The sequence below is a fragment of the Acidithiobacillus sp. AC3 genome (assembly GCF_050261095.1).
GTDB classification, from domain to species: domain Bacteria; phylum Pseudomonadota; class Gammaproteobacteria; order Acidithiobacillales; family Acidithiobacillaceae; genus Igneacidithiobacillus; species Igneacidithiobacillus copahuensis.
Genome location: NZ_CP189838.1, coordinates 1562427 through 1586993, shown reverse-complemented (window position 1 = coordinate 1586993; position 24567 = coordinate 1562427). Strand labels below are relative to the sequence as shown.

General features: G+C 54.9%; 30 protein-coding genes. 22 read left to right on the top strand and 8 right to left on the bottom strand.

What is annotated here, in order from left to right:
* Positions 1–10: 10 nt before the first annotated feature.
* Positions 11–850, bottom strand: a complete 840-nt coding sequence (locus ACQAYK_RS08020) for an energy transducer TonB (protein ID WP_483168026.1) — start codon at positions 848–850, stop codon at positions 11–13.
* A gap of 161 nt (positions 851–1011) precedes the next feature.
* Here ACQAYK_RS08020 and atpC point away from each other — a divergent pair, with 161 nt between their 5' ends.
* The 6 genes from atpC (at position 1012) to ACQAYK_RS07990 (ending at position 3509) form a co-directional block, all read left to right on the top strand.
* Positions 1012–1524: an ATP synthase F1 subunit epsilon gene (gene atpC / locus ACQAYK_RS08015; protein WP_483167439.1), complete on the top strand. Its 513-nt coding sequence runs from the start codon at positions 1012–1014 to the stop codon at positions 1522–1524.
* Positions 1525–1699: 175 nt separating this feature from the next.
* Positions 1700–2269: a Uma2 family endonuclease gene (locus tag ACQAYK_RS08010; protein WP_483167438.1), complete on the top strand. Its 570-nt coding sequence runs from the start codon at positions 1700–1702 to the stop codon at positions 2267–2269.
* A 155-nt stretch (positions 2270–2424) separates the two neighbouring features.
* A complete protein-coding gene (locus ACQAYK_RS08005; protein ID WP_483167437.1) occupies positions 2425–2664 on the top strand; it encodes a ribbon-helix-helix domain-containing protein in 240 nt (79 codons plus the stop codon).
* On the top strand, positions 2664–2930 hold the full coding sequence (locus ACQAYK_RS08000) for a putative toxin-antitoxin system toxin component, PIN family (RefSeq protein WP_483167436.1): 267 nt from the start codon (positions 2664–2666) through the stop codon (positions 2928–2930). The genes ACQAYK_RS08005 and ACQAYK_RS08000 overlap by 1 nt, the downstream gene beginning before the upstream one ends.
* 56 nt (positions 2931–2986) lie before the next feature.
* Positions 2987–3208 carry a type II toxin-antitoxin system RelB/DinJ family antitoxin gene (locus ACQAYK_RS07995; RefSeq protein ID WP_483168025.1) on the top strand — a complete coding sequence of 74 codons (222 nt, stop codon included), beginning with the start codon at positions 2987–2989 and terminating at the stop codon, positions 3206–3208.
* Positions 3195–3509 carry a type II toxin-antitoxin system YafQ family toxin gene (locus ACQAYK_RS07990; RefSeq protein WP_483167435.1) on the top strand — a complete coding sequence of 105 codons (315 nt, stop codon included), beginning with the start codon at positions 3195–3197 and terminating at the stop codon, positions 3507–3509. The genes ACQAYK_RS07995 and ACQAYK_RS07990 overlap by 14 nt, the downstream gene beginning before the upstream one ends.
* Here the strand turns inward: ACQAYK_RS07990 and ACQAYK_RS07985 are convergent.
* Together ACQAYK_RS07985 and ACQAYK_RS07980 are read right to left on the bottom strand one after the other, a co-directional pair.
* Positions 3481–3852 (bottom strand): HVO_A0114 family putative DNA-binding protein, encoded by a 372-nt coding sequence (locus ACQAYK_RS07985; RefSeq protein ID WP_483167434.1) that lies wholly within the window; start codon positions 3850–3852, stop codon positions 3481–3483. The two genes, ACQAYK_RS07990 and ACQAYK_RS07985, sit on opposite strands and share 29 nt — an antisense overlap.
* The gene (locus tag ACQAYK_RS07980; protein ID WP_483167433.1) at positions 3852–4142 is read right to left on the bottom strand and encodes a toxin-antitoxin system TumE family protein; all 291 of its coding nucleotides are present in this window, start codon (positions 4140–4142) and stop codon (positions 3852–3854) included. Before ACQAYK_RS07980 ends, ACQAYK_RS07985 begins: the two co-directional genes overlap by 1 nt.
* 282 nt (positions 4143–4424) lie before the next feature.
* On the opposite strand from ACQAYK_RS07980, the gene ACQAYK_RS07975 reads away from it, so the two are divergent.
* Positions 4425–4676 carry an AbrB/MazE/SpoVT family DNA-binding domain-containing protein gene (locus ACQAYK_RS07975; RefSeq protein WP_483167432.1) on the top strand — a complete coding sequence of 84 codons (252 nt, stop codon included), beginning with the start codon at positions 4425–4427 and terminating at the stop codon, positions 4674–4676.
* The gene (locus ACQAYK_RS07970; protein WP_483167431.1) at positions 4673–5068 is read left to right on the top strand and encodes a type II toxin-antitoxin system VapC family toxin; all 396 of its coding nucleotides are present in this window, start codon (positions 4673–4675) and stop codon (positions 5066–5068) included. The genes ACQAYK_RS07975 and ACQAYK_RS07970 overlap by 4 nt, the downstream gene beginning before the upstream one ends.
* Positions 5069–5335: 267 nt before the next feature.
* On the opposite strand, the gene ACQAYK_RS07965 is transcribed toward ACQAYK_RS07970, so the two are convergent.
* Together ACQAYK_RS07965 and ACQAYK_RS07960 are read right to left on the bottom strand one after the other, a co-directional pair.
* Positions 5336–5656, bottom strand: coding sequence for a helix-turn-helix domain-containing protein (locus ACQAYK_RS07965; protein ID WP_483167430.1), 321 nt, complete (start codon positions 5654–5656; stop codon positions 5336–5338).
* Entirely contained in the window at positions 5637–5939 is a 303-nt protein-coding gene (locus ACQAYK_RS07960) for a type II toxin-antitoxin system RelE/ParE family toxin (RefSeq protein WP_483167429.1), read from the bottom strand. The genes ACQAYK_RS07965 and ACQAYK_RS07960 overlap by 20 nt, the downstream gene beginning before the upstream one ends.
* Before the next feature lie 214 nt (positions 5940–6153).
* On the opposite strand from ACQAYK_RS07960, the gene ACQAYK_RS07955 reads away from it, so the two are divergent.
* From ACQAYK_RS07955 to istB, 14 genes are all read left to right on the top strand, one after another.
* Complete coding sequence (locus ACQAYK_RS07955; RefSeq protein ID WP_483167428.1) at positions 6154–6435, top strand: type II toxin-antitoxin system RelE/ParE family toxin; 282 nt, start codon at positions 6154–6156, stop codon at positions 6433–6435.
* A 12-nt stretch (positions 6436–6447) separates the two neighbouring features.
* Entirely contained in the window at positions 6448–6807 is a 360-nt protein-coding gene (locus ACQAYK_RS07950; protein WP_483167427.1) for a HigA family addiction module antitoxin, read from the top strand.
* A 319-nt stretch (positions 6808–7126) separates the two neighbouring features.
* Positions 7127–7420 (top strand): hypothetical protein, encoded by a 294-nt coding sequence (locus tag ACQAYK_RS07945; protein WP_483167426.1) that lies wholly within the window; start codon positions 7127–7129, stop codon positions 7418–7420.
* Positions 7417–7701, top strand: coding sequence for a type II toxin-antitoxin system RelE/ParE family toxin (locus tag ACQAYK_RS07940; protein ID WP_483167425.1), 285 nt, complete (start codon positions 7417–7419; stop codon positions 7699–7701). The genes ACQAYK_RS07945 and ACQAYK_RS07940 overlap by 4 nt, the downstream gene beginning before the upstream one ends.
* A 106-nt stretch (positions 7702–7807) precedes the next feature.
* Entirely contained in the window at positions 7808–8368 is a 561-nt protein-coding gene (locus ACQAYK_RS07935) for a Uma2 family endonuclease (RefSeq protein ID WP_483167424.1), read from the top strand.
* A gap of 4 nt (positions 8369–8372) precedes the next feature.
* Positions 8373–8501 carry a hypothetical protein gene (locus ACQAYK_RS07930; RefSeq protein ID WP_483167423.1) on the top strand — a complete coding sequence of 43 codons (129 nt, stop codon included), beginning with the start codon at positions 8373–8375 and terminating at the stop codon, positions 8499–8501.
* Positions 8501–8716 carry a hypothetical protein gene (locus ACQAYK_RS07925; RefSeq protein ID WP_483167422.1) on the top strand — a complete coding sequence of 72 codons (216 nt, stop codon included), beginning with the start codon at positions 8501–8503 and terminating at the stop codon, positions 8714–8716. The genes ACQAYK_RS07930 and ACQAYK_RS07925 overlap by 1 nt, the downstream gene beginning before the upstream one ends.
* A gap of 38 nt (positions 8717–8754) precedes the next feature.
* On the top strand, positions 8755–10263 hold the full coding sequence (locus ACQAYK_RS07920; protein ID WP_483167421.1) for a flippase: 1509 nt from the start codon (positions 8755–8757) through the stop codon (positions 10261–10263).
* Positions 10264–10266: 3 nt separating this feature from the next.
* Positions 10267–11088, top strand: coding sequence for a class I SAM-dependent DNA methyltransferase (locus ACQAYK_RS07915; RefSeq protein ID WP_483167420.1), 822 nt, complete (start codon positions 10267–10269; stop codon positions 11086–11088).
* A complete protein-coding gene (locus ACQAYK_RS07910; RefSeq protein ID WP_483167419.1) occupies positions 11085–12467 on the top strand; it encodes a glycosyltransferase family 4 protein in 1383 nt (460 codons plus the stop codon). Before ACQAYK_RS07915 ends, ACQAYK_RS07910 begins: the two co-directional genes overlap by 4 nt.
* Positions 12464–14497, top strand: a complete 2034-nt coding sequence (locus ACQAYK_RS07905) for a glycosyltransferase (protein ID WP_483167418.1) — start codon at positions 12464–12466, stop codon at positions 14495–14497. Before ACQAYK_RS07910 ends, ACQAYK_RS07905 begins: the two co-directional genes overlap by 4 nt.
* Positions 14498–15020: 523 nt before the next feature.
* A complete protein-coding gene (locus tag ACQAYK_RS07900; RefSeq protein ID WP_483167417.1) occupies positions 15021–17210 on the top strand; it encodes a glycosyltransferase in 2190 nt (729 codons plus the stop codon).
* A gap of 337 nt (positions 17211–17547) precedes the next feature.
* A complete protein-coding gene (istA, locus tag ACQAYK_RS07895; RefSeq protein ID WP_483165846.1) occupies positions 17548–19086 on the top strand; it encodes an IS21 family transposase in 1539 nt (512 codons plus the stop codon).
* Positions 19087–19100: 14 nt separating this feature from the next.
* Positions 19101–19856, top strand: a complete 756-nt coding sequence (istB, locus tag ACQAYK_RS07890; RefSeq protein ID WP_483167356.1) for an IS21-like element helper ATPase IstB — start codon at positions 19101–19103, stop codon at positions 19854–19856.
* A 339-nt stretch (positions 19857–20195) separates the two neighbouring features.
* Here istB and ACQAYK_RS07885 read toward each other — a convergent pair whose 3' ends face one another.
* From ACQAYK_RS07885 to ACQAYK_RS07875, 3 genes are read right to left on the bottom strand one after another with little or no spacing between them, the layout of a single operon-like run.
* Positions 20196–21212, bottom strand: coding sequence for a glycosyltransferase family 2 protein (locus ACQAYK_RS07885; protein ID WP_483167416.1), 1017 nt, complete (start codon positions 21210–21212; stop codon positions 20196–20198).
* Positions 21209–21913 (bottom strand): hypothetical protein, encoded by a 705-nt coding sequence (locus ACQAYK_RS07880; protein ID WP_483167415.1) that lies wholly within the window; start codon positions 21911–21913, stop codon positions 21209–21211. Before ACQAYK_RS07880 ends, ACQAYK_RS07885 begins: the two co-directional genes overlap by 4 nt.
* Complete coding sequence (locus ACQAYK_RS07875) at positions 21906–24458, bottom strand: glycosyltransferase (RefSeq protein ID WP_483167414.1); 2553 nt, start codon at positions 24456–24458, stop codon at positions 21906–21908. The genes ACQAYK_RS07880 and ACQAYK_RS07875 overlap by 8 nt, the downstream gene beginning before the upstream one ends.
* Between the last annotated feature and the right edge of the window lie 109 nt (positions 24459–24567).

The window sequence follows — 24567 nt, the reverse complement described above, 5'->3', positions numbered from 1 at the left end:
GCTCTCCTCGTTACCAGACATTCACCTGGCGTACGCCAAGAAAATGCATGTTCAATGGGATCTCGATGCGCCGCGTCTGTTTTTTGAGCTGCTCCGAAAACGCGGTGTAGGGGAAGGACAGGCGGATGATCTGCTCGGCCGCGGCGTCGAGTTTGGGGTTGCCGGAAGAATGGACCATGATGATGCGCTGCAAGCCCCCCTCCGGGTTGAGTACCACTTTGACCTTTAGGTTACCCACCATCTGACCAGGGTAGTTCAGGTCGCCAATCCGCTCCAGTTTCTGAATCCAGCCGGCAATGAAAAATTTGGCGGCGAGGGTTTCCGGGTTGTGAAACTGGGGTAGGGCAGGGGCTGCGGTCGCGCTGCGCGCGGCATTGTCCATCTGCTCTTCCAGACGTCCCAGACTGATGCGCGGGACGGCCTTGCCCGGGGACACCGTGCTCGGCGCAGCGGCAGGTGGGCTCGGCGCCAGCTGCTCTACCGGAGCGGGCTGGGAGCTGGGTCGCGGTAGCGGATGGACCTGCGGCCGCGGCGTGGGCCGGGGGCGCGGTTGCACGTGCGGTACCGGCGCGGCAGGCTGCGCTCTGGCCGGTCGACTGGGGGCGGCCGACCGGGTCGGCTCGGGCATGATCTGAAAGGTCTTATACTGCTCTTGCTTGCCCTGCAGCGCGAGATGTTTGGGCGGATGCTGATAAATCAGCAGAAAGAGTAAGACACCGATCAGCAGCGCGGCGGGCACCATCCACGGCAACAGACTGTCGCTCCAGTGCGGCTTGCCCTCGGGCACCAAAAAATAAAACTGATTGCCGACGCTCACCGCACCACCCACAAAGTCTCTTGCAACCTGCACAGGCTGCAAGATTGAAGCATCCGCTACGCGGAGTAAAGCCGGAAAGACTTTTGTTCACAATTCCGCCAAGGGGGGAGCAGGGGGTCTCCAGGAGGCTAGACTTTTCCTGATGGTTTACACTGCATGGGCTGTTTGCGTCTTTTCCAGCAAAAAAGGCAATCATGACCGATACCAGAAATGCTTTTCCGCTACAGGTAGCCGACGTCCATGGGCTGGTGTATTCCGGACAATGTGTTTTTCTGGTCTTGCCGGGGGAACTCGGAGAACTGGGCATCCTCGCCCATCATGCCCCCCTGCTGACCCTCTTGCAGGCGGGAGAGATGCGCATGCATCTGCTGGATGGCAGCGTGGAGGTCTTGTTTCTGGAGGGGGGATTTGCAGAAATCCTGCCCAATGGGGTGATGGTCCTTGCCGATCTGAGTCTCCGTATTCCCGACCTCAACCCCGCCACGATCCAGGGGAAGCTCGCGGCGGCAAAGGCCGCCGTTGCCAGCAGCAAGCCGGGTGAGGTGGATTTTTTGCGGGCGGAGCAGGAGCTGCGCCGGGAGCTGGCCAAATATCGCGCCCTCCAAAAGTATGCCAGTATGCCGCCAGCGGAAAAAGGCGAATATGATTGGCAGCGGCCGCCGGTGGCAGAGCCACCCAAAATCAATCCATCTGCGTTGGAGGATTGATCGCGCCCACCAGCCAGGCGGCTTTGTCGTGAAAACAACGATCCATCATCAACACAGGCAACCATCAGCTGAATACCCAAGGTGGTGGACGCATACAGACGCCTGCATCCGGGTGCGGCTCGGAGTAAAATCGCGCTATGCTGCACGGCACCAGCACGCAACAGGAGCGCAGACTATGACTTTCCAGCCCGCCCCGCATCCCTTTGTTACGGTTGCGAACTACCTCGCCGGCGAACAGGACGGCCAGGTTCGCCATGAGTACATCGACGGTGTCGTCCATGCCATGACCGGCGCGAGTCGGCGGCATGGCCTGATTTGCATGAATCTCGCCGTCAAAGTTCGGCCACTTTTGCAGCACACGACTTGCCAACTCTTTGCCAACGACATGAAGGTACGGTTGGAGATCCACGGCAAAACGCTGTTCTATTATCCTGACTTGGTACTCAGCTGCGATCCAGAAGACCGCGAGGACTACTTTAGCACCCGCCCCTGTTTGCTCGTCGAAGTATTAAGCCCAAACACCGAGCGCCTCGAGCGCCGCGAAAAGCTGCTTTCCTACATCACCATCGGCAGCCTGCAGGAATATCTGATCGTCTCGCAGGATGAGCCACGCATCGAAGTGTACCGCCGGCGCCAGGACTGGCTACCCGATGAATATACGGACGGCAGCTTCGCCCTGGATTGCGTGAACGCAGAATTCTCCGTGGCCGATGTCTACGAAGGCGTGTTTGGTGGATCTCTATGAGCACCGCCAAACGTCTTGCCTGCTACGAATATTTTCTTGATCTGTCAAGCTGTTGGGCGGATTGAAATGGGACAAAGCTTTCTGCAGCAGCCTGGCGAAAATGGCAAAAAGGTGTATAAACACCTAAGTACCTAATTGCCACATCGGAGGGCACTATGAGCACCGTTCGCTGGAATATCGCTGTGTCGCCAGAGGTAGATCAGTCCGTCCGCATGTTCATCGCCGCGCAGGGCGGTGGGCGCAAGGGTGACCTTTCGCGCTTCATTGAGGAAGCGGTGCGTGCCTACCTGCTGGAGCGCGCCGTCGACCAGGCCAAGACGGCTGCTGCCAGCATGAGCGAAACCGAACTGACCGAGCTCATCGACGAGGCGGTGCAATGGGCGCGTGAGCACTGATGCGTGTCATCCTCGACACCAACGTGTTGCTCGGCGCGCTGACTTCGCCCGACGGCCCACCCGATGCGATCTATCGCGCCTGGCGCACGGGGCGCTTCGAGTTGGTGACATCGGCGGCACAACTCGACGAACTGCGGCGAGTGAGCCGCTACCCCAAGCTCAAGACGATTTTGCCCGCGCATCGCGTCGGCACGATGGTCAACAACCTGCAGCGCGCGATCGTTTTGGCGCAATTGCCGCCGCTGCCATGGACCCGTGCCAGATAACGGCGCCATAATGATCAACGAGTTGACCACGGTAGAGGAGCGCGCCTCATGAGCACATCAAGGAAGAAGCATCGGCCGTTTTGGCGGCGATGGGTCTTACTGTGTCCGATGCCTTTCGCATCATGCTGACCCGCATTGCGCGAGAGAAGGCATTGCCATTTGAACCCCTGGTGCCGAACGAAGCTACCATCGCCGCCATGCGCGAAGCCCGCGCCGGCAACCTCAAGAGCTTCGATAGCATTGAGGCGTTCATAGCGGGCTTGCATGCGGAGGATTGAGTACACCAGCCAATTCAAGCGCGACTACAAACGCGAGGCGAAGGGACATCACCGCGCCACGCTTGATGTGGATCTGGTGCCCGTCGGCAAAGCCTTGGCGGGCGACCAGCTGCTGGAGCCACGCCATCGCGACCATGCGCTGACTGGCGACTGGAAAGATCATCGGGACTGCTACGTTAAGCCCGATCTGGTGTTGATCTATCGGAAACCCGATGACGAAGTGTTGCAGCTCGTGCGCATTGGCTCGCATAGTGAGCTTGGGCTGAGGCATATCACGCCAAAACCGCTTCCAATCGAATAGCATCTGCTACTGGTCGCACTTCCTTTTTTCGCCCATGTCCTGGCAACGGTTTCTCTTCCACAAGCACTAGCCCAGATTCTTCGAGCACGGTGACATCTCGCTTCACGGCGCTGCGATCACGATGCAGGCATTCAGCAAGCTCCGTTATGGAACGTGGCCTCTCCAAGACTTCCCGCAGAACAGCAAGCCTGGATGTGCTAAGCACATGCAGAAGATCGGTCGGATCCTCAAAGCTGATTGTCATCTCTTCCTCTACAAGTTTCTCCGCGTCCGCTAGGCGCGCAATCTTTCTCCCACTCTCAAAAAACGATTTCTCGTCAGAAACTCGCAGAAACATCGTCATCACCTCCTGAAGGCCAGCCAATCGGCCTGGAATGCCGCTTCGACTTCCTCGAAGCTGACAAAATCGATGGGGCTTACCGTGCCAAAATAGTGCCTATGGTGATATCCATGCGGATTGTCATAACCCACAACCCGACCGTTATCGACCGCACAGAGTTCGTGGTTGATATAGGCCAAGTTGTAACGGCTGACCTTGCCATCATCGCCAACCCATACCTCTCGCCGTAGCTGCCCATTCCCGCGCCGCTTTGCAATATGATGAGCCTCATCCACAATCTTTCTATCAGGCATGATGAATTATATCATGACTGGAAATCCAGGGATACTTTCTGCACAAGGCTCGACCCAACGCCATGGACCCGGGCCCGGTAGCGGCGTCATAACGACAAAGGTTCTGACTGCGCCACCCAGGAGCGCGCCTCATGAGCACCGCCAAACATCTTGCCCGGAATGAAGACCTGCTCGATCTCTCCCATCTCTGGGCGGACTGATTTGTTTGATAGACATTGAAGGTAAGGTGGTTGTGCATTACCCTGCAGTGCATCAATCTACGATATTGCTGGGGGCAACATCATGACCACACTGACCGTTACCGCACGGGGACAAGTGACTTTTCGGAAGGACGTCCTGCAACACCTCGGCATCAGGCCAGGCGACAAGATTGAGTTGGACTTGCTGCCAGATGGTAGGGGTCTACTCAAGGCGGCGCGGCCCGCTGGAACGATAGCCAGCTTTGTTGGCCTGCTTGAGGGTAAGACGCAGAGAGTTGCCAGCATCGAAGAAATCAACGAGGCGGCTGCGCAAGGATGGGTGGGCAAGAAATGAAGATCGCAGTGGATACCAATGTTCTTGTGCGTGCAGTTGTGTGCGACGATCGCGCTCAAGCGGACGCTGCCATCACAGTCTTGACCACCGCCGAGTTGATCGCGGTCGCGTTGTCATGCCTTTGCGAGTTTGTTTGGGTGTTGCTTCGCGTATATGGGTTCCAACAAAGCGACGCGGCCAGCGCAATCCGGGCACTGCTGGCAGCCGCCAACGTAGAAGTGAACCGGCCTGCCGTGGAGGCCGGCTTGCTAGTGCTCGACGCGGGCGGTGACTTTGCTGATGGCGTCATTGCCTATGAAGGCAATTGGCTTGGCGGGGAAACCTTCGTATCCTTCGACAAGAAAGCAGTGGCACTTCTCACGGCCCAAGGGCAATCAGCTCGTCTGTTGTGACGCAGGATAGCCGAAGGATGTACGCACTCGACAGCAAAATCCAACAACGTTTCCCGAGCTTGGAAGAATCACAGACTTGGGTGGACTGAAATCATCCGCCAGAGTGCCGTCGAGACCTTTGGCCCCGAGGCGTGAGTCTGGCTCTTTGGCTCGCCTCGCCCTTCGACAAGCTCATGCCACCAGCCAGACGCACCTTGCGCCGCTCAATGCTTGTATAGACCATACGCCCGTCCGGCTATCGGCTGAAAATAGTTAGGAGGCATGTCCTCAGATGACAGCTTCCAGCCCCTTGCGCTCGATCAGATTCAGTAGCTTCAGGGACGGGCCGCTCGGCTTCTTGTCGCCCACTTCCCACTTTTGCACCGTAGACAGACTGGTATTCAGCACGGCGGCAAACACCGCTTGGCTCACATGCGCTTTTTCGCGCAGGGACTTGATCTTCTGCGGGGGCATCTCCTGGACATCGAGATGGCGCAGCGCGTCGAACTCGCCCATGCGTCGCTTGCTGATCAAACCTGCGCCATGCAGCCCACGCGCAGTTTCATGCATCTCATCCAGAATTCGGCTCTTACGCTTTGTCGTTGCCATCACATACCTCCACAATCTCACCCGCCGACAGGGCGGTTGCCAGCTGTCGATCATCGAATCCGAGCAATTCCTTCGCCATCTCCTGGAACACCTTCAGTTCGTCCTTGTCGATGTTGGCTCGCTCGTTCTTGCCGAACCCATAGAGGAAGAACCAGCGGTCGGCCATCTTCGTTGCGACGATGATCCTGGCACCGCTGCGTTTCCCCTGCCCTGGTAGTGCGCGACTCGCTTCTTCACCACATGCCCGCCCAAGTCTGCGTCGACAAGTCCTTGGGCCATTCATTTTTAAAGGATACCACTTAGTGCAATAGATTTCCAGTCAAGTTCCCCGACTGAGGCCGTTTACTGCAGCATGGCTGGCTCACCAGCAAAATAGTCATCGGATGGCGCAAGAGAGGCGTTGATGGTGACCATGGCTTGTATGTATCGATGTCGTTGTCTGTTTCAAGTCCTGCGCCATACTTGCTGTTACTATTGCTGCACGTTAGTATTCGTCGATGATCAGGAGTTTCGCCGACAAGAAAACTGCTGCGGTCTTCGCTAATTTTCGCGTGCGCATGTTTGGTCCCGATCTCTTGCGGATAGCGCAACGTAAGCTGGCACAGTTGCATCGGGTGACGTCAGTTGAGGAACTGCGAACCCCTCCCGGCAACCGGTTGGAAAAACTTTCCGGTGATCGGGAAGGCCAATGGAGCATCCGCATCAATGACCAGTGGCGCGTTTGCTTTACCTGGCGAAACGGCAATGCCTGGGAAGTGAAGATCGTCGATTATCACTGATGGAGGGGGATCATGAGTATCAGCGTGGAAGAGATGGAACGGATGGATTTCTCCGATGTGGCGGACGTGGCTGCAGGCAAGACTGCCCCCGTACATCCCGGCGAAATCCTGATGGAGGACTTCCTGAAGCCGATGGGTATTACCCAATATCGTCTGGCCAAAGAGATTGGGGTGCCGCAACGCCGCATCGGGGAGATTGTCTCCGGGAAAAGAGCCATTACTCCCGATACGGCGCTCAGGCTTTCCCGGTTTTTCCGCATGAATGATGGCTTTTGGATCGGTTTGCAGACGGACTGGGATCTTGCCGTAGCTCGTGAAAGACTGCGGGGAGTCCTTGAATCGATTCACCAGTATGATTCGCAGGCCGTGTGATTCTATCGATTTCGCCACTCAGGAGCGCGCCCTGTGGCTACTGCCAAATGCCTTGCCAGCTACGAAGATCTACTTGCCCTCCCCGAAAACGTGGTCGAGGAGATCATTGCCGGTGGATTGCATACCCATCCTCTCGGGTGCTGAAGCTGCCGCGCTATGCCGCTGCGGGAGCTGGGCACTGCTGGCTGATCGACCGTAACGAGGGTGGCCTCAGCTTCTGCTGGGAGTAGCGAACCCAAGGGTGCCGATCCATCACAGATGACAGTGATACAGACAATGTATATACTTCGTAAGTACACAAGCTGTCTGGAGGCGCACCATGTCTAAAGAAGCTGTTTTTACTATGAAGCTAGAGCCAGAGCTGCGCGCTGAGTTCATGGCAGAGGCTGAAGCCAGCCATCGGCCAGCGTCGCAAATCCTGCGTGAGTTGATGCGTGAATTTGTGCAGCGCCAACGTCAGGTGCGTGAGTACGAGGAATTTCTGAGTGGCAAGGTAAAAGATGCGCGGACGCAAATCCGTGCCGGTGACTACGCCAGTGGAGATGATGTTGAGGCACGCTTCGCGGCAAAACGCGCGCAGTTGCTGGCCAAGGCTGGCGGCGCGGGCGCGTGAAGATCTTCTGGGCCGCCGCTGCCGAGCAAGACCGGGCCGACATCATTGATTACATCGGCCAGGACAACCCGTTTGCAGCCATTCGGATGGATGAGCTATTCACTGAAGTTGCGGGTCGTCTGGCTGAGCATCCACTCATTGGCAAGACAGGACTGATTCCAGGCACTCGTGAGCTGATTCCCCACGAAAGCTACCGCTTGGTGTATGAGGTGCAGGACAACACTGTGTGGATAATTGCCTTGGTGCACACCGCCAGGATGTGGCCACCGAGGCGACCGTAATCGTTACCGAAGGCGCAGCGAGTGAATAGGTTAGGCGACGTGGACCCGAGCCTTGTAGCGGCGCCATAATGGCGGGAGTTTTGACTGCGGCACCAAGGAGCGCTCTGTGGCTACTGCCAAACGCCTGGCCAGTTATGATGATCTACTCGAACTGCCCGAAAACGTGGTCGAGGAGATCATTGCCGGAGGATTGCATACCCATCCTCGGCCCGCGCCGGCCCATGTCCGCGCCTCATCGGCACTGGGCATCCAGGTGGGCAATCCTTTTGATTTGGGAGGAGGCGGTGGCCCCGGTGGCTGGTGGATTCTGGATGAGCCCGAGCTGCATCTGGACGCCGATATCCTCGTCCCCGATCTCGCCGGCTGGCGCCGGGAGCGCCTGCCCTCGCTGCCCCAGACCGCCTGGTTTGAAGTCGCCCCCGACTGGGTCTGCGAGGTGCTCTCGCCCGCCACCGCCCGCACCGACCGGGTCCTGAAGCTGCCGCGTTATGCCGCCGCCGGAGTTTCTCATTGCTGGCTCATCGACCCCGACACCCGCACCGTGGAGGCTTACGCCAATCAAGACGGCCGCTGGCTACTTCTGGGCGCCTGGGGTGGCTCTGACCAGGCCGCCATCGAGCCTTTCGCGGCTATTGAGCTAGAACTTTCCAGTCTGTGGGTGGACTGAAATCATGCGCCTGAGCCCCGAGCAAGTCGCCATCATTCGCCAGAGTGCTTCAGAGGCTTTTGGCCTGGAGGCGCGGATCGGGCTTTTCGGCTCGCGGGTGGACGATGGCAAACAAACCCATGAGGGGCCATAATGCGCCTCGAAAAAAAGCGTGGTGTGGCCATTCTTGACGCGATGCCAGAAATCGGCCCAGAAGAATCAGTCTTCGGCAAACGCTGGGGATCCGGTGCCGCAATCCAGATCAGCCGACAGGAGATCAAAGCGCTGCTGGACGGAAAGGTACTGGCAATAGACGTAGAATGCGAATACCTGGTTTATATCCAATTCCGTAAAGACGTGGAGGTATGAGTACCTGTGTTACTGTGCCGATTGCAGGATGACTCCGAGTGCGCTGTTCCGCGCAAACATCCAACGTCGTGATCACCAGCAGCGATTCCCGTCTCTCGATAGCACGCTCCACCCTGATCAACCTGATGGGTCTCCTTGTGCCGACGGCGGTTTCCCTAGTCACGGTTCCTCTTTACCTAGAGTGGATTGGTGAAGTGCGCTACGGTGTCCTCCTGCTGGCTTTTACCTTCCTGGGCTACTTCGGCGCCTTCGACTTGGGGCTGGGCCGGGCGGTGGCTCAGCGCGTGGCGCGTCAGGATGATGCTGCTGGACGAAATCGAACTTTTTGGACCGCCTTCATCCTTTCCGCTGGGATGGGCTTGCTTGGGGCCGTTGTCCTCTATTTCCTTGGCCAATGGCTTTTTGCAAACATCTTCCACATACCTGCCAATCTACGCACGGAGATGGATAGTGCGATCCCCTGGCTCGCCGCTATCGTGCCCCTGACTGCCATGATATCCGTGCTTGCAGGTGCCATGGAAGCTCGGCAAGCCTTTGTTTCCCTCAACCTTAGTCAGATGGTTGGAACAATCGGCCTGCAAACCTTTCCCCTCGTCGCCGCCATGTTGGGCCATCAAGCCATGCCTGTGCTGCTGGCCGCGGCACTCGCAGGCCGCCTGCTTGGTGTTGCTTTCATGCTTGCAGCCACCGCTCGGCAACTACCTTTTGCGGGATTGCCCGGCATTCACCCGCCAGAAATCGGCCTCTTATTGCGCTTTGGCGGTTGGGTAAGCGTTTCGGGCCTTGTCACCCCCTTGCTGACCATCGTCGACCGCTTGGTCATTGGCGCTCAGATCAATGCCGCTGCCGTCACGGCCTATACCGTGCCTTATAACCTCACCCAACGGTTTACCTATCTACCTTTTGCTTTGAGCACTACGCTCTTTCCCCGCTTTGCCCGAGCCGAGGGAAGCGAAACCGAGGAGTTGCTCCATGATGGCATCCGTGCGCTCGTGGCAATTCAGACGCCGCTCATTGTCCTGGGGATTTTGCTGGTCCATCCTTTCTTAACAATTTGGATCGGCCAGGATCTAGCGGCGCGCGCGGCGCCGGTAGCTGTTGTGCTGCTTGTCGGCATTTGGATCAATGCCCCCGCTTTCATCCCCCACAACTGGATGCCCGCCCAAGGCCGGCCGGATCTCATGGCGAAATTTTACCTTATAGAGTTGCTGCCCTCTCTGGCCATTCTGTGGTGGCTAGTTGACTCTCTGGGAATACTTGGCGCGGCCCTCGCTTGGCTGCTTCGCAGTACGGCAGACGCATTTTTTTGTTTTGTCATGACCCGCAGTACCGTCACTTTTCTGCGTGCTATTGTTCCTACTGTTCTTGCCGTTCTCCTAGCCTGCCTGAGCGCGTTCATGCCCATGGCTCTTGGCTGTCTGCTCTTTACTGGAGTGGCCGCAGTCGTTGCTGCTATCCTGGCATCCTGGCGGGCAAGCCCAGAGTCCTTGCGCAGACGTATACCGGCTAGACATCTTATTCCCCATCTCCGCAATCCATCACGATAGACCATGTCCTTTTTACAACAGATCAAAGCATATCTGCGTAACACACCCCTATATCGACCCCTAAAGACCCTTGGGGCATTAGCTGGCTACGGCAGCTATGGCCTCCCGTTTGCCCACACCATTGCCGCGGAACCTTTTCTAGAACGTGCCATGGCCCGCCTCGGCCCACCTTCTCTGGATGGCAAAAATAGTGAGTTCTATAGCTATTTCAGTGAGATATGGGGAGATGGGTACGAGAAGACGCTGTATGATCAATATGCCGCCTACCTGCCATATATCGCTCACCTAAGAAGGGGAGTGTTCTTGGATATCGGCTGCGGTGCAGGAGAATTTGTTGCTTTTCTCCGCGATCACGGGATCCTTGCCGAGGGGATCGACCGGGAAACTCGGGAAGTGGAAAGGGCGCAGGCGCTGGGCCGAGTCGTCCAGCAAGATGATGCCATTTCCTACCTTGGCACTATCGAAAAGTCCTTCACCGGGATCTCCATGCTGGAGGTCATCGAGCATCTGACTCCGGAGGAGATCGACGAACTGATCCCCTTGATCTTTCAACGTCTCGCGCCGGGAGGGGTTTTTTTGGTGGAAACCATCAACATCAAGCATCCTCTCGCCTTCCATGTTTTCTACACTGACCCCACCCATCGACGTCCTCTGTCATCTGACTGGCTGACCTTTTTATTGCAGTGGCACGGCTTCATCAACCTGCAAATCATTTACACGAGTCCCTTGGCAGTTACCTTGGCAGAAAGTCACGATCCGTCACGAGCATATTTCATCTATGCCATTGTAGCCCGAAAGCCCGACGAGCCTGGGGTAACTCCATGAAGCGTCCAGCCGGAGCAACCCTACGCCATTGGTTGTGGTCCCTCCTGTATGACCAGCGTTTGATGGCGTTTGCGCGTAACCTTCTGCGACCTTTCCCCGGCCTGGAGGAAGAGGGACGAGTTCTCGTCTACCGGCTCAAGAAATTCACCAACGAACGCCGTCAAACACCGCTCATGCAATCAGCTCCACCTATTCGAGAAGGCCATACACGCCAACTACTCTTCGACGTCTCCGAATTGGCGTTAAAAGATATCCACACCGGTATCCAGCGTGTGGTGCGCGCTTTACTAGGAGAACTGTTACGTAATCCACCCCCAGGCTTTTGTGTACGAGCGGTACGCGCCGATGCCGATGGTTGTCTTCTTTATGCAGACAAGTTTATGGCCGAATTTCTTAATCAAAAAGTGGTGGAGCCGACTGACGATCCGGTGGAAATTACGGTTGGGGATATTTTTTTCAGCGCTGACCTGTACCTCCACTTCCCTTTCGCCATCTTGCAATCCTTGCGAGCGCAAGGATTGCGCGTGATATTTACCACCTATGATCTTGTAGCCGTCCAACTCGACACTAGCCCCAAGGCCCTGCGCTTGGCCTTCACTGATTGGCTGAAGAACGTTCTGGCCGTTGCTGATGCGGTTGTCTGTGTCTCGCGGTCCGTGGCAGACGACGCGTTCGATTGGCTACGCGCTCATCCGGACCTCCGTCAAACGCCGTTGCCGATTGGCTGGTTCCATCTGGGTGCTGACCTGCAATCGAGCAAACCTACCACAGGCATCAGTAGCTCAGATGAAAATGTTCTTAGGTCAGTCAATTCTCGGCCCACTTTCCTCATGGTCGGCACCATTGAACCCCGCAAAGGTCACGCCCAAGCGCTTGATGCTATGGAGGCGCTCTGGGCACAGGGCGAAGATATCAATCTCGTGATTGTTGGCAAGGAAGGCTGGCGCAGCCATGATCTTGTTCGCAGGTTGCGACGCCATCCAGAGCGCGGCCAGCGTCTTTTCTGGCTGGAAGGGGCCAGTGACGATCTGTTGCTGCGACTCTACGCGCAAAGTACGGCGCTCCTTGCCGCGTCCTTCGCCGAGGGCTTCGGTTTACCGCTGATCGAGGCAGCACACCGTGGTCTACCCATCATTGCCCGCGATATTCCGGTGTTTCGGGAAGTGGCTGGGGATCACGCGTTTTATTTCCCCAACGACACGGATCCGCAACATCTGGCGGATACCATCTTGCACTGGCTGGCATTGCAGGCCGAGGGTAGGACGCCACAGTCTAGAAATATGCCCTACTTAAGCTGGAGGGAGTCCGCAGCACAGCTTGTCGCGCTACTCACCGAAGAGCATGAGCCGTACCGCCTTTGGACGCCGCCCTCCTCATGAACACCCATGTCATTCTGGTAAACTGGAATAGCCTCATTAAAACGCGGCGATGCTTGCGGTCGTTGGAAGACCTGATCGCGGCACCGGCCAAGGTCTGGATGATCGATAATGGCTCTGAGGATGACAGTGCGAGCGAGCTGGCGCGCTATCTGGCGGCATCGCCGCTGTGTGCGGAGCTGGTTTGCACCGGGGTCAACCTGGGTTTCGGTGGCGGCTGTAATGTAGGCATCGAGCGCGCGCTGTCCGAAGGGGCGGATAGCATCTGGCTGCTCAACAATGATGCCGTTGCGGCCAGCGATGCCCTCGCGGCGCTGCAGGCCCGTATGGAGTCCGACCCATCCATCGGCGCAGTTGGTTCAGTCATCTATGATCTGCATAGTCCCAAAAAGATATTGGTATGGGGTGGTGGGCGAGCGATCCTCTGGGCTGGCCTCTCTACCCACTTTTCCCATCCCGCAGCGGAGCAAAAGCTGGATTATCTTACGGGTGCGAGCCTTCTGCTGCGTCGCGAGGCATTGGCAAGGGTTGGGTCTTTTGATTCCAAAAGCTTCTTCATGTACTGGGAAGATACGGACCTCTGCCTGCGACTGCGGGCCGCCGGCTGGAAACTTGCAGTAGCGGACGCCTCCCGCATTTGGCATGAACATTCCTCCAGCCTGGGCAAGACCCACCCCCTCAAAGATTACTACGTTACCCGCTCGGCTGGGGCTTTCCTGAGGAAATACAGCAAAGTTCCCCGTGCGGCGTGGTTTCTGGGGACAAGCGTGCGTGTGGTATCGCGCCTTATCCAGGGACAGACTGCCAACTGGGTCGCCATCCGTGCTGCGTGGTACGGCAAGGATTTTTTGCCTACACAGGCCGGGGACAACTCACCTGGACAGGGCCAATCTCGGAAACGCCCTATCCTCAAGCTGGCCCTGGAGAGTAACACGTTACAGGGGAAACGCGCCGGCATTGGCCACTACACCGAGCAATTGAGCCTCGCGTTACAGGCGCGTCCGGACGTTGAGATGCGCTATTTTAGTTGGCGAGAAAGCTCTGCCGAGGCACCAAAACCGGTGGGTCTGATTCTTCCCAGGCGGCGCCCACGGCAATGGCTCAACAAAATTCCCATGGGGCGCGAAGTCCAGCTTTGGCTTCAGCAATATCAGTTGCAGGCACTAAAAAGCCATTGGCAGCCCGATCTGGTACTCGGTACAAACTATGTCTTACCCAAGAGCAGCATACCGAGCATCGTTGTGGTGCATGATCTTTCCCATTTGCGCTATCCAGAATTTCACCCGCCAGGGCGCGTCCGCTTTCTTGTTAGACACCTCGCTGCAAGTCTTTGGCGGGCAGAAATGGTCGTAACCGATTCACAATTCAGCAAGAGTGAGCTCCTGCACTTTTTCCCAGATTTGGCCGGGAGAGTACGGGTGATCTATCCCGGTATTTCAGAGCGCTTTTGGCAAGCACCCACCGACGAACAGCTCAGGGCATTGTCCGTTGCCCTGAATGGCGAAAGCAGACCATACCTGCTCTTTTTGTCGACACTGGAGCCGCGCAAGAACATCAGCCGACTGCTGCAAGCCTACAGTATGCTGCCTGAGCCACTGCGCCAGGAATATCCCTTGGTCATGGTCGGTCAGATGGGTTGGCAGGAGTCTTCGTTTGCGCCCCTGTTGGAAAAATTGCTGGCAAGGAAGGAAGTCATCATGGCAGGCTACCTGCGTGATGAACTATTACCCGCTCTGTATCATCGTGCTCATGCTTTTCTCTATCCGTCGCTCTATGAAGGTTTTGGTTTACCCCCCGTCGAGGCCATGGCCTGTGGTTGCCCGGTACTGGTCGGCAATGTCGCATCTATGCCCGAAGTCTGTGGACCTGCGGCCTGCTACTGCGATCCTCTAGAAATCGAATCCATTACACAAGGAATTCAGTCTGTGCTCAACGATACGGGAGGTGATGCGCGTCGGGAACTTAGGCGTGATTTAGCACAACGATACACTTGGGATGATGCTGTAGAAAATTTTTGGTCAATATTCCCTTAGGCCATCTGCGATATTTCAATCAGCATCTTATGAGTTGTCGTGATGTTAGAAGCCGCCAAATTAGAGCCGTTTGAAGGTCGCTATAATAGGCATAGATCGCGTTCTGGAAACGGACCACAACTGGCGGAAGATGAAGTTTATCCCACTGTTGATTTGGCTGGCTATTCCTGGTCGCTAATCTTGGTAACCGCATCTTTCAGGAGCGGCGCGCTCGCTGACTCAGTCTGTTATGGCTAAGAACATGATCTTTCATCAACTGCAAAACGCTAGAGAGATTGGTCGAAACAATTGGTTGACACATGCCTGTGGATATCTCAGAATGCCTACGTGAGTACCGGATCGGTAAATGTAATCAGGGTAACCGACTTTTTATGTGAGGCAATGTCTTCGACTGCCGCTGTCCCAGCTGTCGCTGGTGACAGGGCTTAATATCTGACGATAGTTGATCAGCGAAAGTAGATAGCGACGGCTTTCTTTCTGCAGTAATGCCGAGTCTCATTGGCTTCGGAACTGAGGTGTGACTATGGGTGTTAATTTAAAACATTCTATCTATCATGTAATTCGCTCAATTTATCGAGCATTGCCGATCAGTTTGGAAGCGAAATCCGCCATGAAGGCGAAAGTCATGCCTTTCTTTCGGCCCCTGTCTGGCACATCGCATGAAGGGAAAAGCAACAACTATAATCTTTCGTTCTCTAAGTATCAAAAGTTTCCAGAGAAAGATGCCGCTCGGCGTTATTACCGATCCGCTCTTCTGAAGTTTTTGGAGGAGTCGGACCAGAAAATTACTCTTCCTTCATCCACAAATCCTAATCTTAGCGTGGTTATTGTTCTTTATAATCAAGCAGAACTTACCTTGGCCTGCTTGAAGAGCCTGGAAGAGCACCTTCCACAGCAGAGTGAAGTCATACTGATCGATAATGCTTCCTCGGATGAAACAGGTCTACTTTTGCAGCGCGTGTATGGCGCGATTGTTATCCAGAATGGTGAGAACTTACACTTTTTACGTGCTTGCAATCAGGTTCTCGATCTGGTCAAAGGCGAGTATCTTCTTCTTCTTAATAATGATGCTCAGATACTCTCAGGTACGGTAGAAAAAGCCATTACAGTACTTTCAGAAAATAGGCACGCCGGTGCCGTCGGTGGCAGAATTATAAATCTTGATGGAGCGTTGCAAGAAGCTGGCAGTATTATTTGGAGGGATGGGAGTTGCTATGGCTATGGAAGGGGAGACCATCCAGATCGACCTGAATATCGTTTCCGCCGTTCGGTGGATTATTGCTCCGGTGCCTTCCTGTTAACCCGTACCGCTCTCTTTCAAAAATCCGGTGGATTTGATGAGGCCTTTTCGCCAGCCTATTATGAGGAAACAGACTATTGCGTGAGGCTCTGGGAAGGGGGCTATCCGATCCTCTATGATCCGGACGTAGTTCTTTACCATTTTGAATTTGGTAGTGGCAGTAGCGAGCACGCTAATGCGCTGATGGAAAACCACAAAGATATTTTTGTACAGCGGCATACAGACTATCTGCGGGGACAATTGTTACCCGATTCTATGAACATTCTGTTTGCACGCAGTCATTCACTCCAACCCCGTATCCTATATGTTGACGATCGGATACCACGCCCTCGCTACGGATCCGGGTTTCCTCGCGCCTGCCGGATTGTGCATGAACTCTGTAAACAGGCATTGGTTACGATTTATTGCACTAATCACGCTCAGGAAAGTTGGGAAGAGATCTATGCCGATATCCCAAAAGACATTGAGGTGATGCGCGGGTGGGATGCTTCTGGGCTATCCTCTTTTCTGCGCGAACGCGCTGAATATTACGACATAATTTGGGTTTCGCGTCCTCACAACATGGCCCATATCTCTCGTCTGCAAAAGGCTGACCTTATCAGGCACAAAACCCGTATCATCTATGATGCGGAGGCTCTGATCAGCTTTCGTGAGCAGGAACGCGCGATCTTGCAAAACGGGAAAGCTGGTATCACGGAGCAAGAGGAAATGAGGTTGGCAGCAGCCGCTGACTTGGTACTGGCGGTTTCGGCCACAGAGGCAGACCTCTTTCGCGGTGGAGGCGTGGCAGAGTGTATGGTGCTGGGCCACTCTATGGAAGTGGAGCCTACCCCCGCGAGCTTTTCTGAGAGATCAGGTTTTTTGTTTGTCGGTGCTCTACCCAGTCTCGATTGCCCAAATGGAGATAGTCTTCTGTGGTTCAGTAAAACCGTGTGGCCCCTGATCCGACAGTCCCTAGGCCATGCTGCGCGCCTCGACATCGTGGGCTATATGCCCAATCCTGAGCTATTCACTAAAGTGCTTGCACAAGAAGGCATTCATCTCATAGGAAGCGTCCAAGATTTGACGTCGTATTACAACGCATCGAGGGTAGTGATCATTCCTACGCGTTTTGCCGCAGGCATCCCCATGAAGGCCCATGACGCTGCTGCAGCCGGTGTACCCTTTGTGACCTCAGAATTGATTGCCTCCCAACTGGGGTGGGAGCACGGTAAGGAGCTCTTGCAGGCTCCTTTAGATGCGGAAGCATTTGCGGCTTCCTGCGTTCGTCTTTATCAGGATGAAGCACTCTGGAACATGTTACGCAACAACGCCTTGCAAGCTGTCATTCGCGATACCGATGCCGGGGAATTTCGCAGCACCATAGAGATCGCGTTACAACGCTTTACGCGTGCGACTGCCGAATCCACGTAAGTGTTCGGGTGAGCCCTTCCTGCATACCTACCTCCGGCTTCCAGCCAAACGCCTCCTGAATACGCGTCTTATCGAGTACGCAGATGGGTACATCGAAGCCCCGCGAGGACTGCATATTCTGGACCATCGTGGGCACCGATTCTGATGCATCGTGGGCGGTCATTCTGATCGATCGTGGGCACTGATTCTGGTGTGATCGTGGGCACTTTTGCGGGTTTTTCAGAATCAGTGCCCACGATTCCAGAATCTGTTCGGATTTACCCTCTGGCGAATTGAAATCTTTCTGGTCATTCATTGGCTTAGCAAGCATTCTTGGCTCTTTTACAGGAGATCGAGGATGCCTACACCGAGGATGACGATGAAAGCGATTTACGAAGTGCTCCGTTTACACGCCGCAGGGTTCAGCCAGCGGCAAATTGCCCGATCTTGTGGGCTCTCCAAGGGAGTCGTCGGGAAGTATTTACAGAAAGCCGAACAGGCAGGTATCTCTTGGCCTCTGCCAGAGGGGCAAGAAGTAGCCCTGGAAGCGGCATGGTTCTCCAGTCCCTCACGGCACACCGTCTCTGGCAAGGTGCAGCCGGATTTTGCCCGGATCCATGCCGAGCTGCGGCGCAAAGGCGTGACCCTGCAGTTGCTCTGGGAGGAATATTCCGCCGCGTACCCGCAAGAAGCGGTGTATCAGTATGCCCAGTTCTGCGTCCTGTACCGACGCTGGCGGGCGGGGCTCAAACGCAGCATGTGGCAAAACCACAAGGCTGGTGAGAAGCTGTTCATCGACTACGCTGGTCCCATCGTGCCGGTGGTTGATCCCCAGACCGGGGAGATCCGCCCGGCGCAGATCTTCGTCGCGGTGTTGGGTGCCTCCAACTACACCTATTGCGAGGCTACCTGGACCCAGAGTCTGCCGGATTTCCTCGGCGCGCATGTACGCGCCCTGGAGTTCTTTGGCGGGGCACCGCGTCTGTTCGTGCCAGATAATTTGAAGGCGGCGGTAACCAAGGCCTCGCGCTACGAGCCCGAAATCCATCGAAGTTATCAGGATCTCGCCCGGCATTATGCTGCGGTGGTACTGCCCACCCGCCCTTATAAACCGAAAGACAAGGCCAAGGTCGAGGTCGGGGTGCAAGTGGTGGAGCGCTGGATTCTGGCGCGCCTGCGCCACTTCCAGTTCTTCTCGCTAGCGGAACTGAATCAGACTCTCCACAGCCTACTGGAAGACCTGAACGGACGCCCCTTCAAACAGCTACCAGGCTGCCGCCGCAGCGCTTTTGCGGAGTTGGACGCTCCTGCCCTGCAGCCACTACCAGAACAGCCCTACGAGTATGCTGACTGGAAGTCCGCCAAAGTCAGTATCGATTACCATGTTGCCTACCAAGGACGCTTCTACTCCGTACCGCATCGCCTCGTCGGACAGCGGGTGGAGCTACGCATCAGCGCGCAAACCGTGGAGATCTTCCAGGGGCAACAGCGCGTCGCTTGCCATCTGCGTGAGGGCGTCCAGGCGCGCTACAGCACCTTGACCGAACACATGCCCAAGGCTCACCAGCGGCACCTGGAATGGAGTCCGGGGCGCCTGTTGCATTGGGGGCTCTCCATCGGTCCATCGACTCGGGACGTGGTGCGCTGGCAACTGGAGAACAAGCCCCATCCGGAGCAGGGATATCGCTCCTGTCTCGGCCTACTCCATCTCTGTCGCCGCTACGGGAAGGAGCGTCTGGAACACGCCTGTCACCGTGCTCTACGCCACGGCTCCCCCACGACCCGCAGTGTCCGCTCCATCCTGGAGCGGGGACTGGACCACAGCCCACACGATCCCGTTCCTGCCAAACCGTTACCGCAGCACGGCAATATCCGCGGCCCTCGCTACTATCACTAAACCGGAGTCTTCCCATGTCTTTGCAACCGACCATTCAGACCTTACAGCAACTCAACCTACACGCCATGGCAGAGGCCCTGGCCGAGCAGTCCACCTCGCCGCAACTGCAAGAACTTCCCTTCGTAGATCGCCTGGCACTGCTTCTCGACCGAGAACTCTGTGCGCGCGACAACCGCCGGCGAAAGCGCCTGTTGCAGCTGGCCAAACTCAAGGTACATGCCGCCGTCGAAGACCTCGATCATCGCGCCTCCCGTGGTCTGGACCGTACCAAAATGGCGGCCTTGATACAGTGTGACTGGATACGGCGAGGACAAAACCTGCTGATCACCGGTGCCACCGGTACCGGCAAGACCTGGATTGCCTGCGCCCTGGGGCACCAGGCCTGCCGTCAGGGCCTGAGTGTGCGCTACTTCCGTTTGCCGCGCTTACTGGAAGAGCTTCATATCCGTCACGGTGACGGCAGTTTCGGCCGCTTTCTCACGACTCTTGCCAAGGTGCACCTGTTGCTCCTGGACGATTGGGGCCTCGCCCCGATGAACAGCGAGGATGCCCGGGATCTGCTGGAAATCCTTGATGATCGCGTCGCCCAGCAGGCCACCCTAATCACCAGCCAATTGCCGGTCTCGCATTGGCATGAAATCCTCGGAGAACCCACCGTCGCCGATGCCGTCCTCGACCGTCTGCTGCACAGTGCCCACCGCCTGGAGCTCAAAGGCGAATCGATGCGCCGCCAACGGGTACAGACCGGCGATGGAGAGGCAGGATCATGAGTAAATTTACCGTTTACATGGTAAAGGTAAATGAAGAAATTTACACCGATGATCGGCCACCACGGCCGGGTGCTCATGACGCCACTGATTTGACCGATCGTGGGCACCTATGCCTAGAATTTACGTGACCAGAAAGTTCGCTGATTGGGGGTGCCCACGATCAGCAGAATCACCGCCCATGATCAACAGAATACGCAAGGACAGACATATCCGTTGCACTGGCCGACTAATCAGTCTCAATTCCACTAAAACATTCAGACGACTTGCCTGATTTGTTTCAATATAAGGAAGTTCGCCGAGCTTTTCGAAGAGCACCTCAGGCATGAATGGCGCAGGTTACTACTGGTGATGAAGAACAGTTAAGTCGGTTGACGATACCGTTTCTCTCCGATCACCATCTTCAACCGCTGCGTCCACTATACCCTTTGCGCGCGATAAGAAAAACGCAAGGTGATACGCGTCATCGAGCGTTTTCTGCAAAATTGGGTTTTGTGGAATATGCCCAGTCTGCCATGCATTCGCGAGCCGATCCATCTTGTGTACCCAACTTAGGTGCGCTTTATAGTTGAATTTATAACGATCCCATGCAGCCACTGCTGTATCGATTTCGCAGTATGAACGAACTTCTGGCACGTTGTGCAGCCTGGAAAAACGATACTGAGAAAGTCCCTGTCTATGTGAACGCTCGCAAAATTCGTCGAACGTTAAGCCGCGGAACATCACTGATTGAGCTCGGGGTTCATAAATTACCGTCAAGCCATGACGCGCTAGCCTCCAACCCAGTTCTATGTCCTCACAGCCGAAACGGAAGGCCGGATGGAACACCCCATGGCGGACTAGAAAACTGCGCTTGCACGAACTACGTCCGCCCCAAAATGCCGTGTAATCCAAAACTTGCCCGGGCTTCATCCAGCCGTAAGAGAACAGCTGGCTTCCAATCTGCGTTACATGATGCATGACGGGCAGAGCTGCTATTTCGGAAGAAATAGACGTATAACCGAGGACTGCAATTGCCGGATCGGGATTCGCAAGATGCGTTGCAAGGTGGGCAAGAAACAGGTCTGGTCCCGCTTCGTCATCATCGTCAAGAAATATGACGATCGGTGCGCGCGCAGCGAATACGCCGAGATTCTTTGCCGCGGCTAGACCTGCATGATTCTGACGTAAGACACGCAGCGGAAGCTGGCTCTGCCAGTCAGCGAGAATTTTTGGCGTTGAGTCTATCGAACCGTCGTCAATAGCGACGATCTCAAACCGTGAAGCATTCATCCGTTGTTCGGATAAGGCTTGCAGTACACGCGGTAGAAAATGGGCTCGATTACGAGTCGTCAGTATTGCAGAGATCTCTGGCTTCATGATGAATAGGCTTCCAGCACGGTGAATGCGTCGTCAAACGTAAGATGTTCATGGCCGGCTAATCTCCAAAACATCTCTTGCAGAGCATCCGAACTATCGTACAGGTTGGCCGGCGGACGCAAACGATGAGCCACTGGTGCTGCGTCAACTATACCCATACGCATTTCCGCAGACTCAAGATGCTTAGGCCAGATAAGATCAAGTCCCCAACCCATTCCAGCGCTTTCCGAGAAAGGTAGCAGCAGATGCATTGCATCGCGTCGTATGCACACGAGTGGCCCAATTTCTACGAATCGGGTTCTTCGTGCTCGGAGTCCCGGCATAAGTTGCACGATTGGATGATCAGTGTAACTGTCAACGGTGCGGGCCGGCTGCGACACCGCAAAATCGTATTTTTCTGACAATCCAATAATTATATCAAGAAAACCTTCCTCTACCTCGATATCGTCGTCGCATAGAAGTAGCCAGTCAAAATTTGTGGCGTCCTTCGTTACGAGATTGATAGCCATGAACTTTGGAAGAGGATCTGTCAAAATCATCTCCGTTGAGGGAAGATCGCAAATACCACGTCCGCTTGGCGTCAATGCTATCCAGCGCTGTACTATAGTATGCTGACTACTCCTACTTAGTTCATGGATAAGACTCTTTGCCAAATTCTTTCGATCTGCCATGTAAACACCGGCGACCAGTATATTAGCCATCTAAAAGTTCTCCAAAGTGATCTCGAATCGCGTCTACTGAATAATTGTTCCTAATATATTCGTAACCTGATGTAGATAAAGATGACCATAGTTTATCATCTCTATACAACCTCAGGACCTGCTCGACGAACTCATCCTCATCCCTACCGACGAGCAGGTGGACTTCGTTTTGCAACCCCATGCCCTCGGCACCAATTGGCGTTGCAACTACAGGAAGGCCATAAGCTAGACTCTGTCCAACTTTTCCTTTCATTCCAGCACCAAAGCGTAGTGGCGCGACGAAAACCCGATGGCGGAAATACATCTGCTCTAGATCTTCTACAAAACCCACTACCTCAACTCCAGGTTGCTGTGACAATGCCAAAATATCATCGCCTGCATTTGAGCCTGCAATGCTGAAGAAAAGATCTGGTATTTCCATTCTAAGCCGCGGGAAAATGTTTTTCACGAACCATATGACAGCGTCGGTGTTTGGTTTATGCCAAAAACCGCCAACAAAAAAAACTCCGCTCCGACCAGCCTGATCATGTAGTGGGTATGGTGGAACAGTAAAAATGTTTGGAAGAACCTCAACGACTGCGTCCGGAGCAAGAGCAATTAGTTCTTTTTTTTCATCATGGGTGACTGCAAGGGTAATGTCGGCCGCAATCGCACACGCGATCTCGATGTTACGCGTTTCTTCTGCTTGTTTCAGAATGTTCGGATCATTGTGCAACGCAGCCTCGCGCGTTAAGCGGATACTGTGGAAATCGACCATGTCATAGATAAGGCGCGTTCCCGGGCAATAGCTAAGGACTACGGGGATAAATCTAACTGCAATTCCCGGAAATGAAAGAAATGCCAAGCGAATTTGTCGACCGTAATCCTCGAGATAACAGTCGATCTCATCGGTCCCATATAATATCTTGACCGTTCCCGCATGGTACAATGCTTCCTCGTAGCGTGCTCGCCCTTCCGGGGTGGCTAGCACGCCTGGCTGTTCATTAAGGCCCGCGAATGACCCGAATACAATACTCCACCCCGCATCGCTCATCATGTCAATTATTGTTTTGAGACGGAGACCGCCACTAGCCTGATCAAAAAGTGGCAAAATGTCCGCGATCACCAAGATTATCCCTCGTTTTACGCCTACAGTTGGCTGGCTATCATCCTGTTGGAGCGATGGCAACGTTTCAGAGGCTCGAAAGTTCATGTCGTTGCTGTCCGTCAAAAGAGGGTGCGCAACTGCTCCTTGGGCTGCTTGCAGTCCTGTTGCGCTGGTGGCGTGTTCAGCCGGAGACGGACGGCGGCGAGTGGCTAAGCGCTGTCCAAGCTTTAAGGTCAGTGTCCACCAAGTGACCTTCGCCACGCCTCGGACAACTCGCCTCATCCCTGTTGGCAAATGAGGTGTCAAAAGACGAATCGGCAAGGTTGACTTCCATACAGTTGACGAGAGGATAGTTTGCAACTCTCCGGCCAGCAGGTGCTTTTCATGTAAGGTGGCATTTCGCTCGGCTTCCATTTCAGAATAGCGTTCCTGTTCTTTCTGGAGAGCTGACTGCAGTTCTGTCACTCGGCGCTCAAGATCGTTATCCCGCGCCGTAAGAATTTGTGCGCGCTGCTCAGCAGACTGCTTGTCTATCTGTTCTTTCTGGAGAGCTGACTGCAGTTCTGCTAGTTCTTGCTCCGGATAGCTAATCTCCGTTCTAGTGTAAGGAAATACGGTCTGGTTGTCGTCTTTGCCAGAAGCGCGCGCTACAGTTTCCAACCTTGGAATAACGGACTGGCCGGCTGCGTACGCTCCGACTAGGGCTCGATAGTCTGTCTGCTCTTCTGAAAACGCTGCTAGTCGGTGGCGACGATGGAGGATCAATACGTTGGTGATAAAATTTTCAGGATGGACCCGCGCTAGAGACAGTTTTGCCCTGTTAAAATTTTGCGCCAAAAAGTCTGCCGCTTCCGAGCCATCTTTTACAAAGAGAAGCGTATTTTGCGCATACCACCAATCAACATCAGGATGATTCCATATTTCGTCTCGCAAGAAGTCGAAGCAGGAATAACCGCGAGCGCGAAAAAGCATAGCCCAGAATTCAGGCCACTGTTCATTTATATGCCCCGTTCCATACTGATAAGGCACAGCTGCGGAGAATAAGACCGTGTCTGCCGTTTTCGTGAGATCGTCGACGAGCGCGCTTGAGCGCTCAAATGGGATGTGTTCCGCCACTTCTAGGCAAATACACAGATCAAATATACGTTCGGCATCTCTGTTGAGAACACTTCGAAAAGACTCCGTTGCGAGATCGGCTGCTCGAAAATATAGTGGACTGATCTGCAACATAGAACGGTCCACATAATCTCCGTCGATTCCAATTATATATTCCACGCCGAGATTTGAGGCTGCGCGTAACCAAGTCCCAACGCCGCAACCGATATCGATAACTTGCTTTGGGTGCAGAAATTTAAATAGGCGATCCAAGACTACGTAAGCCGAACTAAAACTACGCTCCTGTTGAGCGATATAGAAAGATTGATCATACATTGTTGGATTATTTGTTGCGGTGGTCACTGATTCTGCACCTTCTTTGTGAAGTAAATTCAACGTTACAGCGTTTCTTCATTTCAGGCTCCATTACTATCAATTTAACTGACCTGTCCATCACTACTTTAGTAGGGCG

What these genes read in the sequence shown, in the direction of transcription:
- ACQAYK_RS08005 (WP_483167437.1), top strand. Translation starts at nt 2,425, where the DNA reads ATGAGCACCGTTCGCTGGAATATCGCTGTGTCGCCAGAGGTAGATCAG.
- ACQAYK_RS07885 (WP_483167416.1), bottom strand. Translation starts at nt 21,212, where the DNA reads ATGAAGCCAGAGATCTCTGCAATACTGACGACTCGTAATCGAGCCCAT.
- ACQAYK_RS07880 (WP_483167415.1), bottom strand. Translation starts at nt 21,913, where the DNA reads ATGGCTAATATACTGGTCGCCGGTGTTTACATGGCAGATCGAAAGAAT.
- istA (WP_483165846.1), top strand. Translation starts at nt 17,548, where the DNA reads ATGCCTACACCGAGGATGACGATGAAAGCGATTTACGAAGTGCTCCGT.
- istB (WP_483167356.1), top strand. Translation starts at nt 19,101, where the DNA reads ATGTCTTTGCAACCGACCATTCAGACCTTACAGCAACTCAACCTACAC.
- ACQAYK_RS07910 (WP_483167419.1), top strand. Translation starts at nt 11,085, where the DNA reads ATGAAGCGTCCAGCCGGAGCAACCCTACGCCATTGGTTGTGGTCCCTC.
- ACQAYK_RS07990 (WP_483167435.1), top strand. Translation starts at nt 3,195, where the DNA reads ATGCGGAGGATTGAGTACACCAGCCAATTCAAGCGCGACTACAAACGC.
- ACQAYK_RS07980 (WP_483167433.1), bottom strand. Translation starts at nt 4,142, where the DNA reads ATGCCTGATAGAAAGATTGTGGATGAGGCTCATCATATTGCAAAGCGG.
- ACQAYK_RS07950 (WP_483167427.1), top strand. Translation starts at nt 6,448, where the DNA reads ATGAGTATCAGCGTGGAAGAGATGGAACGGATGGATTTCTCCGATGTG.
- ACQAYK_RS07915 (WP_483167420.1), top strand. Translation starts at nt 10,267, where the DNA reads ATGTCCTTTTTACAACAGATCAAAGCATATCTGCGTAACACACCCCTA.
- ACQAYK_RS08010 (WP_483167438.1), top strand. Translation starts at nt 1,700, where the DNA reads ATGACTTTCCAGCCCGCCCCGCATCCCTTTGTTACGGTTGCGAACTAC.
- ACQAYK_RS08000 (WP_483167436.1), top strand. Translation starts at nt 2,664, where the DNA reads ATGCGTGTCATCCTCGACACCAACGTGTTGCTCGGCGCGCTGACTTCG.
- ACQAYK_RS07900 (WP_483167417.1), top strand. Translation starts at nt 15,021, where the DNA reads ATGGGTGTTAATTTAAAACATTCTATCTATCATGTAATTCGCTCAATT.
- ACQAYK_RS07960 (WP_483167429.1), bottom strand. Translation starts at nt 5,939, where the DNA reads ATGAATGGCCCAAGGACTTGTCGACGCAGACTTGGGCGGGCATGTGGT.
- ACQAYK_RS07955 (WP_483167428.1), top strand. Translation starts at nt 6,154, where the DNA reads ATGATCAGGAGTTTCGCCGACAAGAAAACTGCTGCGGTCTTCGCTAAT.
- ACQAYK_RS07905 (WP_483167418.1), top strand. Translation starts at nt 12,464, where the DNA reads ATGAACACCCATGTCATTCTGGTAAACTGGAATAGCCTCATTAAAACG.
- ACQAYK_RS07975 (WP_483167432.1), top strand. Translation starts at nt 4,425, where the DNA reads ATGACCACACTGACCGTTACCGCACGGGGACAAGTGACTTTTCGGAAG.
- ACQAYK_RS07945 (WP_483167426.1), top strand. Translation starts at nt 7,127, where the DNA reads ATGTCTAAAGAAGCTGTTTTTACTATGAAGCTAGAGCCAGAGCTGCGC.
- ACQAYK_RS07965 (WP_483167430.1), bottom strand. Translation starts at nt 5,656, where the DNA reads ATGGCAACGACAAAGCGTAAGAGCCGAATTCTGGATGAGATGCATGAA.
- ACQAYK_RS07970 (WP_483167431.1), top strand. Translation starts at nt 4,673, where the DNA reads ATGAAGATCGCAGTGGATACCAATGTTCTTGTGCGTGCAGTTGTGTGC.
- ACQAYK_RS07985 (WP_483167434.1), bottom strand. Translation starts at nt 3,852, where the DNA reads ATGACGATGTTTCTGCGAGTTTCTGACGAGAAATCGTTTTTTGAGAGT.
- ACQAYK_RS07930 (WP_483167423.1), top strand. Translation starts at nt 8,373, where the DNA reads ATGCGCCTGAGCCCCGAGCAAGTCGCCATCATTCGCCAGAGTGCTTCA.
- ACQAYK_RS07925 (WP_483167422.1), top strand. Translation starts at nt 8,501, where the DNA reads ATGCGCCTCGAAAAAAAGCGTGGTGTGGCCATTCTTGACGCGATGCCA.
- atpC (WP_483167439.1), top strand. Translation starts at nt 1,012, where the DNA reads ATGACCGATACCAGAAATGCTTTTCCGCTACAGGTAGCCGACGTCCAT.